This window comes from Microvirga sp. 3-52 (assembly GCF_018383585.1).
Lineage (GTDB): Bacteria > Pseudomonadota > Alphaproteobacteria > Rhizobiales > Beijerinckiaceae > Microvirga.
The window spans coordinates 1-8,228 of the sequence record NZ_JAHAMK010000068.1; the positions used below are offsets into that span (position 1 = coordinate 1).

The following is an 8,228-nucleotide window of genomic DNA, read 5'->3' on the forward strand; positions in this document are numbered from 1 at the left end:
AGAAGCGGGTGCGACCATACCAGGGACATCGTTCAGGTTCGTGGCGCGTGGATGGGACCTATGTGCGAGTTGGCGGACAGTGGCGGTACTTGTTTCGAGCGGTCGACAAACACGGTCGTCTGATTGCCTCCATGCTATCCGACCGGCGTGATGCTGGAGCGGCTTATCGCTTCTTACGCAAAGCTCTGAGGGTGGTGAGAGACTATCCGCCGTCCTCGATCACGACCGACAAACTGGCATCCTATCCGAAGGCCATCCGACGCTTACAAAGCGAAGGGCTGCTGCCGCAGGATGTCGAACACCGCACCTCGAAATATCTGAATAACATCATCGAAGCCGACCATGGGGCGCTCAAGCGCGTGACCCGGCCGACGCGTGGCTTCCAGACGATGAAAACCGCCGCCGCGACCCTGATGGGCTTCGAAGCCATGCGTATGATCCGCCGCGGTCACTGCATCCAGCGGAAACGTCGAGCGACAGGCGAAATCCGTCTTGTCAGTCAGCTCTTCGGTCTTGCTGCCTGAGCTGCCTGTTGAGCTGGGTTCGTTGTGCTTGGTCCAAGTTGCTGCAACAGTGCCNGCGGTCACTGCATCCAGCGGAAACGTCGAGCGACAGGCGAAATCCGTCTTGTCAGTCAGCTCTTCGGTCTTGCTGCCTGAGCTGCCTGTTGAGCTGGGTTCGTTGTGCTTGGTCCAAGTTGCTGCAACAGTGCCCATTCCTGGAGGTCAGTGGATCGGCAGAGGTTGATCCCAATCTGACATTCGAAGAAAGTAAAGCCTTATGCCTTCTCCAGATATCGGGTCGAACTCACGTGCAGGCTAACCCCACTAACTTGAAGGACTTCAACCAGGGGCTCGCCTGGCGGGGCTTCCGTCACCACATCTGAGAGATCCTTGAGCGAGCAGACAAGCTCGAGATGGCGTCGGTTGAACTTGCTGGAGGTGACAAGAAGCACCCGCCGGTCCGCCCGTTCCAGCATCTTGCGCTTGACCCAGCAGGCATTCGAGACCACGTCGTTCGGCCCGTCGAGGGTCAGGCCGCTGGCGCCGATGAAGGCGATGTTCGCATTGAACCGGTCGAGAAAGGCGCAAGTGTCGGGACCATAGACACCCCCCTCGTCGGCCGAGAACTCTCCGGGGCAGAACACGACCCGGGTCTTCTTCTGAGGTGCCAGCGCTTGGGCGACGGCCAGGCCGTTGGTGATCACCGTCAGGCCGTCGACCGCATAGGCGAGGGCGCGGGCGAAGTGAGCCGTCGTCGATCCTGAGTCGATCATCAGGACATCGCCCGGCTTCACCATCCGAACGGCCATACGGGCGATGGCATCGCGCTCCTGGACGGCGGTTGCGTCACGATCCTGAAATCCAGGCTGAAGCCCGAGCTGGAGGCCCGTCGCCCCCCCATAGGTGCGGCTTACGAGCCCGCGGCGCGTCAGCTCCTCGATGTCGCGCCGGACCGTTTCCGCCGAAACCCCGAGCTGCATAGCGAGTTCGGACGTCCTGACACTCGGGCTGAGCGCCAGCTCGGTCATGATTACGCGCTGACGGGTGGCCTTTTTCCCTTCGGAGACGGACATGGGTCGATCCTGGAACAGCCTGGATGCTTTCCATCAATTCCTGTCATAGAAATTTTTGACATTCCACATAAGTATGCTTGCTCTCGCAAGTTTCCGTTCCTAAGCTCCACAAAATTTCCGCTGAACTCGTCCGGGGAGAGAGATGAGCCCAGAGCCGACGCATGGACTTGCCTCTGTAGAGGCCCGCCTACATCGCACAAGGGCATTCGGGGGACGGCTTCGCGGAACTGGCAGACCTGCTGCTCAAGGCCAGAAGCAAAGAGATCGTCTGATATGACAAGCCACAGGCTCGACGCTCATGTCTGAAATTATCGTCAATGCCGTGTCGAAAACCTGGGGCGGCGTCGGAGGTGTCGACCGGATCAGCTTCAAGGCCGAGGCCGGAACGCTTCTCGTGCTGCTCGGGCCTTCCGGATGCGGCAAGTCCACGACCCTTCGGCTGATCGCGGGACTTGAGGAGGTCGATTCCGGCACCATCACCATCGGCGGACGCGACGTGACGCATCTCTCCCCGGCCGAGCGGCGCATTTCCATGGTGTTCCAGTCCTATGCACTCTTCCCGCACCTCAACGTTGCAGAAAACATCATCTTCGGCCTGAAGGTTCGCGGCGTCGGCCGCGCCGAGCGGGATGAGAAACTGAGGAAGGTCGCCGACATCGTCGGGCTGAGCCACCTGCTCGAGCGCAAGCCCTCCCAGCTTTCTGGCGGCCAGCGCCAGCGCGTCGCCCTCGGGCGCGCGATCATCGCAGAGGCTGCCGTCTGCCTAATGGACGAGCCCCTGTCGAACCTCGACGCCAAGCTGCGTCACGAGATGCGAACGGAAATCCGCGCCCTGCAGCAGAGGCTCGGCATGACCATGGTCTACGTCACCCATGACCAGTCCGAGGCCATGACGATGGCCGACCGGGTGATCCTGATGCGCGACGGCCATATCGAGCAGAACGGCGCCCCGCACGAGCTCTACAACGAGCCGGCGAGCGACTTCGCGGCCCGCTTCATCGGCACGCCTCCCATGAACATCATCTCCTGGCAGGACGGCGCCATGCTCGGCGTGCGGCCCGAGCACATCTTCGTCGCCGAACGGAACGGGGTGCCTGCGACCGTCCGGGCCGTCGAGTATCTGGGGGCGGACAGCATCATTCTCTGCGATGTGAAGGGCGAAACCGTCTCCGTCCGCCAGACCGGCTATTGCTCCCTGCCCGCCGGAACACAGGTCGGGCTCGAATGGCAAAACCGTCACATACATCTGTTTGACAGAGACAGCGGAAAGCGACTCGCCGATCGTGCTCCGGCCTGACGGCCGCTTTCTTCTGAAAGAGCGCAGGCGGCTACGACCGCAGGCGTGCGACTTCCAAAAACTCCAGATGGGAGGACATGATGAAGTTCAAGACGAAGGCCCTGCTCACGGCAGGTTTGATGACGGTCGCCAGCTTTGGTGCGACCGCGGCTCAGGCGGTCGACCTGACCATGTATTATCCGGTCGCCGTCGGCGGCCCGGTCACGAAGATCATCGACGACATGGTGCAGGGGTTCCAGAAGGAAAATCCTGACATCAAGATCGAGGCGGTGTACGCGGGCAACTACACCGACACCATGACCAAGGCCATGACGGCCATGAAGGGCGGGCAGCCGCCGCAGCTCTCGGTCCTGTTCTCCACCGATCTGTTCACGCTGATGGACGAGAAGGCCATCGTGCCCATCGATGAGCTTGCCGGAGCCGACGGCAAGGAATGGCTCAACAGCTTCTATCCCGCCTTCATGGAAAACGGCCAGGTCGACGGCAAGACCTGGAGCGTGCCATTCCAGCGCTCTACCATCGTGCTCTACTACAACAAGGACGCGTTCAAGGAGGCCGGTCTCGATCCCGAGAAGCCCCCGACAACCTGGGCCGAAATGGCCGAGATGTCGAAGAAGCTCGTGAAGAAGGATGCCTCCGGCAACGTCACCCGCTGGGGCGTCGAGATCCCGTCTACCGGCTACGGCTACTGGATGCTGCAGGCTCTGGCGATCGAGAACGGCCAGAAGCTCATGAACGAAACAGGCAACAAGACCTTCTTCAGCGAGAAGAAGACCGTCGAGGCCCTTCAATACTGGGTCGATCTCTCCACCAAGGATGGCGTGATGCCGAAGGGCGCTGTTGAGTGGGGCACCCTGCGCACAGACTTCCTCGAAGGCAAGACTGCCATGATGTGGCACACCACGGGCAACCTGACCGCCGTAAAGGAAGGCGCCAAGTTCAACTTTGGCGTCGCCATGCTGCCGGCCAAGGAGCAGCGCGGATCCCCCACGGGCGGCGGCAACTTCTACGTCTTCAAGAGCGCGAGCCCTGAGCAGCAGAAGGCTGCCGTGAAGTTCATCCGCTGGGTGACGGCTCCCGAGCGGGCCGCCGAGTGGAGCATCAAGACCGGTTATGTGGCCGTGACTCCGGCGGCCTACGAGACCGAGACGATGAAGGCCTATGTGAAGGACTTCCCGCAGGCCGTCGTGGCGCGCGATCAGCTCAAGCACGCGGTGGCCGAGCTGTCGGTGCATGACAACGGACGCATCTACAAGATCGTCAACGATGCCGTGCAGGCGGCAGTGACGGGCACCCAGAGCCCGCAGGAGGCCCTCGAGAGCGCTCAGAAGCAATCCGAGCGCGTGCTGAGCCGCTACAAGTAGTCAGCCGTGAAGCGCCGCGGCGGCCCTCCGCCGCGGCGCAGTTTCCCGGAATCGAGGAGAATCTCATGGTCGCCGCCGTGATGACCGCCGCTGAACCGAAGACTGCGAGACACAGAAACTGGGCAACGAACGTCAATGCCTGGCTCCTGCTGCTGCCGGCCATCGTTCTCCTTGGCATGTTCACCCACTATCCCATCCTGGCCACGCTCTATCACAGCTTCTTCTCCCTCGGCCGCAGCGGCCCGGCGGAGTTCGTGGGGCTGGAAAACTATCGCTACATGCTGGACGACGACGTCTTCTGGCAGGTCCTGCGCAACAATTTCATCTTCGCGCTCGCCACGGTTCCGACCAGCATCGGGCTCGCGCTCCTCATGGCCGTATGGGTCGACAAGAAGATCGTCGGCCGCTCCTTCCTGCGCCTCGCGTTCTTCACCCCGACGGTCCTGCCGATGATCGCGGTGGCCAATATCTGGCTATTCTTCTACACGCCGGATTACGGGCTCCTCGACCAGTTCCTGAAATCCCTCGGCTTTGCCGGTCACAACTGGCTTGGCGATCCGTCCACCGTCATGACTTGCCTTGCCGTCATGGTGGTCTGGAAGGAGGCTGGCTTCTTCATGATCTTCTACCTCGCGGCCCTGCAGTCCATTCCGCCGGAGCTGAAGGAGGCGGCCTCCGTCGAGGGAGCGAGCCGCTGGTACTTCTTCCGCCGTGTGACCTTCCCGCTGCTCATGCCGACGACCCTGTTCATCTCCATCAATGCCCTGATCAACTCGTTCAAGCTCGTCGATCAGCTCGTCATCATGACCAAGGGCGGACCGAACAACGCCAGCTCCCTGCTGCTCTACTACATCTACGAGGTGGCCTTCAATTTCTGGGACACGACCTACGCCGCGACGCTGACCGTGACGCTCATCACCATCCTGGCGGCCGTGGCCTTGACCAAGTTCGTCTATCTCGATCGCAGGATTCACTATCAATGAGAAAAGAAAGCTACTCGATCGAGACCGTCGCAGCCTGGGCTCTTGCTCTTCTGTGGCTGCTGCCGCTGGCCTACAGCTTCTGGAGCGCGTTCCATCCATCCGAATACGCGACGCGCTTCGACATCAGCGCGCCGCTCACCTTGGACAATTTCGCGAAGGCCTGGAGCCAGGCGCCCTTCGCGCGCTACTACCTGAACACCGTGATGCTGGTGACCTTGGTCCTGGCCGGGCAGCTCGTCATCGCGACGCTCGCGGCCTATGCCTTTGCCCGCTTCAAGTTCTTTGGGCGGGATGTTCTGTTCGCACTGGTTCTCGTGCAGCTCATGATCATGCCGGACGTGCTGATCGTCGAGAACTACCGGGTGATCAGCGGCCTCAACCTGCTCGATACGATCCCGGCGATCGCCCTGCCCTACATGGCCTCCGCCTTCGGCATCTTCCTGCTGCGCCAGACCTTCAAGAGCGTGCCGAATGAGCTGGTCGAGGCAGCACGCGTGGAGGGCGCCTCGTCCTTCGGCGTGCTGTGGCGCGTGTTCGTGCCGCTCGGGAAAACCACCTACATCGCCTTTGGCCTCGTTTCCGTGAGCTATCACTGGAACAATTTCCTCTGGCCGCTCATCGTCACGAATTCCGTGGAGAGCCGCCCGCTCACCGTGGGTCTTGCGGTCTTCGGCGCGCCGGAGACGGGAGTGGACTGGTCGGTCATCACGGCCGCCACCGTCATGACGATGGCGCCGCTGCTTCTCGCTTTCCTGCTGTTCCAGCGCCAGTTCGTGCAATCCTTCATGCGCGCCGGAATCCGATGATGAAGCTCGTGACCTGGAACATCCAGTGGGGGCTCGGCTGCGACGGCCGGATCGATCTCAGGCGCATCGTGAAAACCGCGAAGGATCTGTGCGACGCGGACGTCTTCTGCTTTCAGGAGGTCTCCCGCGGCTTTGCGGCGCATGACGGCGATCAGGATCAGCCGTCCGTTCTGGCGTTTCTGCTTCCCGGCTACAGAGCCGTCTTTCGACCGGCGGTTGAGAAGGCCGATGACCAGGGAAAGCTTCAGGTCTTCGGCAACATGATCCTGTCCCGCCTGCCGGTGCTGGAAATCACCAGCCACATGCTGCCCTGGCCAGCGACGGATTGTCGGAGCATGCAGCGCCAGGCCCTGGAAGTTCTCGTCCAGGCGCCCGAGGGTGCCATGCGGGTGATCACCACGCATCTGGAATATCACTCCGAGATCCACCGCAAGGCCCAGATCGAGCGCCTGCGCGCCATCCACGAGGAGGGCGAGAGGCGCAAGGCAATCGCCTTCGAGGATCGCTCCGACGCGGCCTACCGCACGTCCCCGCAACCGGTAGGCACGATTGTCTGCGGCGATTTCAACCTGGGGCCGGACGAGCCGCTCTATCGGGACATCCTGGCGCCCCTTGCGCCGGAGATCCCTTCCTTCCGCGACGCCTGGACAATCGCTCGAGGTCAGGCACCGCATCCGCCCACCGCCGGCGTGGCGGATTTCAAACAATGGCCACAGGGACCCCATTGCCGTGACTACATCTTCGTCACTGAAAACCTGACCGGCAATGCCACGGCTGTGAAGGTGAATGTCGAGACTACTGCATCGGACCACCAACCCTTGGCACTTGAACTGACCGCAACTCAGGTTTCGTGACCGCTTGGGGCGGAGAAAGGCCTGAGCAATGGAGCCATCCGTCTCCAACACGACGGCGGCACTGTTGCAGCAACTTGGACCAAGCACAACGAACCCAGCTCAACAGGCAGCTCAGGCAGCAAGACCGAAGAGCTGACTGACAAGACGGATTTCGCCTGTCGCTCGACGTTTCCGCTGGATGCAGTGACCGCGGCGGATCATACGCATGGCTTCGAAGCCCATCAGGGTCGCGGCGGCGGTTTTCATCGTCTGGAAGCCACGCGTCGGCCGGGTCACGCGCTTGAGCGCCCCATGGTCGGCTTCGATGATGTTATTCAGATATTTCGAGGTGCGGTGTTCGACATCCTGCGGCAGCANGTCGGATAGCATGGAGGCAATCAGACGACCGTGTTTGTCGACCGCTCGAAACAAGTACCGCCACTGTCCGCCAACTCGCACATAGGTCCCATCCACGCGCCACGAACCTGAACGATGTCCCTGGTATGGTCGCACCCGCTTCTCGATCTCCGGCGCGTAGCGCTGAACCCAGCGGAAGATCGTGGATGGGTTCACATTGATGCCTCGCTCTTGCATCATCTCGGCCAGATCGCGATAGCTGATGCCATACTTGCAGTACCACCGCACGCACAGCAGGATGATCTCAACTGGGAAGCGACGACGCTTGAACAGAGACAACGGAGCGGCTCCTTGACGAACCGCTCCTCGCTATACCGCCAAGATTAACGCAACAGTACCGACCGCACCCGCCCCGCTAGGCCTAAACGTCATCAACAATCACATTGCCAAACGGGCGCCATCCAGACATGACGATGCCGGAAGAAGTCCGGCCGCAAGGCGGCTGTGAGGAGAGTTCGTCTGGTTACCATTGCCAGTATGCCTCCTGACACGCTTCGCTCAGCTTGATGGCTGGGCTTGAAAACGGCCCAATCCAGCCTGCTCTATTGTGATTAGGCCCACGAGTCGTCGATTAGTTCAATGAACTTGAGCCTATCCTTCGCGACCAAGGTGTCAACGGTCATAGCCTCGATCAAGGCCTTCAAAGATGGGTTTGCACGAATGGTGATAAGACATCGCTGCCGTGCCTTGGTCGAGCGTAGCAGCAGCACCCGCAACAGCCAGCAGGAAGGACGAGCCATGCCGCTGCATGAGGTCGCATATTAATAGCTTACTTCATAGCTCGTTGGATCCACACGCCAGTGATAGGGTTCTGTTGCAGCTTTGAAAGCACCCTGGCTCGGGCTATGACGCTGATTGCGTTGAGAGGGGCTCGTGGTGAAGACAGGCAAGAAGAACCCGTTCAAGGGTCGTCAGTTCACGGCGGAGATCATCCTGTGGGCGGTCCGCTGGT

General features: G+C 61.1%; 8 protein-coding genes. 6 read left to right on the forward strand and 2 right to left on the reverse strand.

Annotated features, from left to right (window positions below):
- Positions 1-47 precede the first annotated feature (47 nt).
- Complete coding sequence (locus KHP60_RS25965) at positions 48-524, forward strand: IS6 family transposase (RefSeq protein WP_409366318.1); 477 nt, start codon at positions 48-50, stop codon at positions 522-524.
- Between the two features lie 254 nt (positions 525-778).
- Here the strand turns inward: KHP60_RS25965 and KHP60_RS24600 are convergent, their stop codons facing one another.
- Entirely contained in the window at positions 779-1,576 is a 798-nt protein-coding gene (locus tag KHP60_RS24600; protein ID WP_213566902.1) for a DeoR/GlpR family DNA-binding transcription regulator, read from the reverse strand.
- A 298-nt stretch (positions 1,577-1,874) separates the two neighbouring features.
- Between KHP60_RS24600 and KHP60_RS24605 the strand changes: the two genes are divergently transcribed.
- The 5 genes from KHP60_RS24605 to KHP60_RS24625 all read left to right on the forward strand — a co-directional run bounded on the left by KHP60_RS24605 (position 1,875) and on the right by KHP60_RS24625 (position 6,880).
- Positions 1,875-2,873, forward strand: a complete 999-nt coding sequence (locus KHP60_RS24605) for an ABC transporter ATP-binding protein (protein ID WP_213566903.1) — start codon at positions 1,875-1,877, stop codon at positions 2,871-2,873.
- Between the two features lie 119 nt (positions 2,874-2,992).
- On the forward strand, positions 2,993-4,237 hold the full coding sequence (locus tag KHP60_RS24610; RefSeq protein WP_249689116.1) for an ABC transporter substrate-binding protein: 1,245 nt from the start codon (positions 2,993-2,995) through the stop codon (positions 4,235-4,237).
- A 65-nt stretch (positions 4,238-4,302) separates the two neighbouring features.
- The gene (locus KHP60_RS24615; RefSeq protein WP_213566905.1) at positions 4,303-5,220 is read left to right on the forward strand and encodes a carbohydrate ABC transporter permease; all 918 of its coding nucleotides are present in this window, start codon (positions 4,303-4,305) and stop codon (positions 5,218-5,220) included.
- Positions 5,217-6,026: a carbohydrate ABC transporter permease gene (locus KHP60_RS24620; protein WP_213566906.1), complete on the forward strand. Its 810-nt coding sequence runs from the start codon at positions 5,217-5,219 to the stop codon at positions 6,024-6,026. Before KHP60_RS24615 ends, KHP60_RS24620 begins: the two co-directional genes overlap by 4 nt.
- Positions 6,026-6,880 (forward strand): endonuclease/exonuclease/phosphatase family protein, encoded by an 855-nt coding sequence (locus KHP60_RS24625; protein ID WP_213566907.1) that lies wholly within the window; start codon positions 6,026-6,028, stop codon positions 6,878-6,880. Before KHP60_RS24620 ends, KHP60_RS24625 begins: the two co-directional genes overlap by 1 nt.
- Positions 6,881-6,991: 111 nt before the next feature.
- On the opposite strand, the gene KHP60_RS24630 is transcribed toward KHP60_RS24625, so the two are convergent.
- Positions 6,992-7,555 carry an IS6 family transposase gene (locus tag KHP60_RS24630; RefSeq protein WP_213566908.1) on the reverse strand — a complete coding sequence of 188 codons (564 nt, stop codon included), beginning with the start codon at positions 7,553-7,555 and terminating at the stop codon, positions 6,992-6,994.
- Positions 7,556-8,228: the final 673 nt, after the last annotated feature.

Excerpts from the sequence above, each read along its gene's own strand:
- KHP60_RS24600 (WP_213566902.1), bottom strand. The coding sequence starts at position 1,576 with ATGTCCGTCTCCGAAGGGAAAAAGGCCACCCGTCAGCGCGTAATCATG.
- KHP60_RS24605 (WP_213566903.1), top strand. The coding sequence starts at position 1,875 with ATGTCTGAAATTATCGTCAATGCCGTGTCGAAAACCTGGGGCGGCGTC.
- KHP60_RS24610 (WP_249689116.1), top strand. The coding sequence starts at position 2,993 with ATGACGGTCGCCAGCTTTGGTGCGACCGCGGCTCAGGCGGTCGACCTG.
- KHP60_RS24615 (WP_213566905.1), top strand. The coding sequence starts at position 4,303 with ATGGTCGCCGCCGTGATGACCGCCGCTGAACCGAAGACTGCGAGACAC.
- KHP60_RS24620 (WP_213566906.1), top strand. The coding sequence starts at position 5,217 with ATGAGAAAAGAAAGCTACTCGATCGAGACCGTCGCAGCCTGGGCTCTT.
- KHP60_RS24625 (WP_213566907.1), top strand. The coding sequence starts at position 6,026 with ATGAAGCTCGTGACCTGGAACATCCAGTGGGGGCTCGGCTGCGACGGC.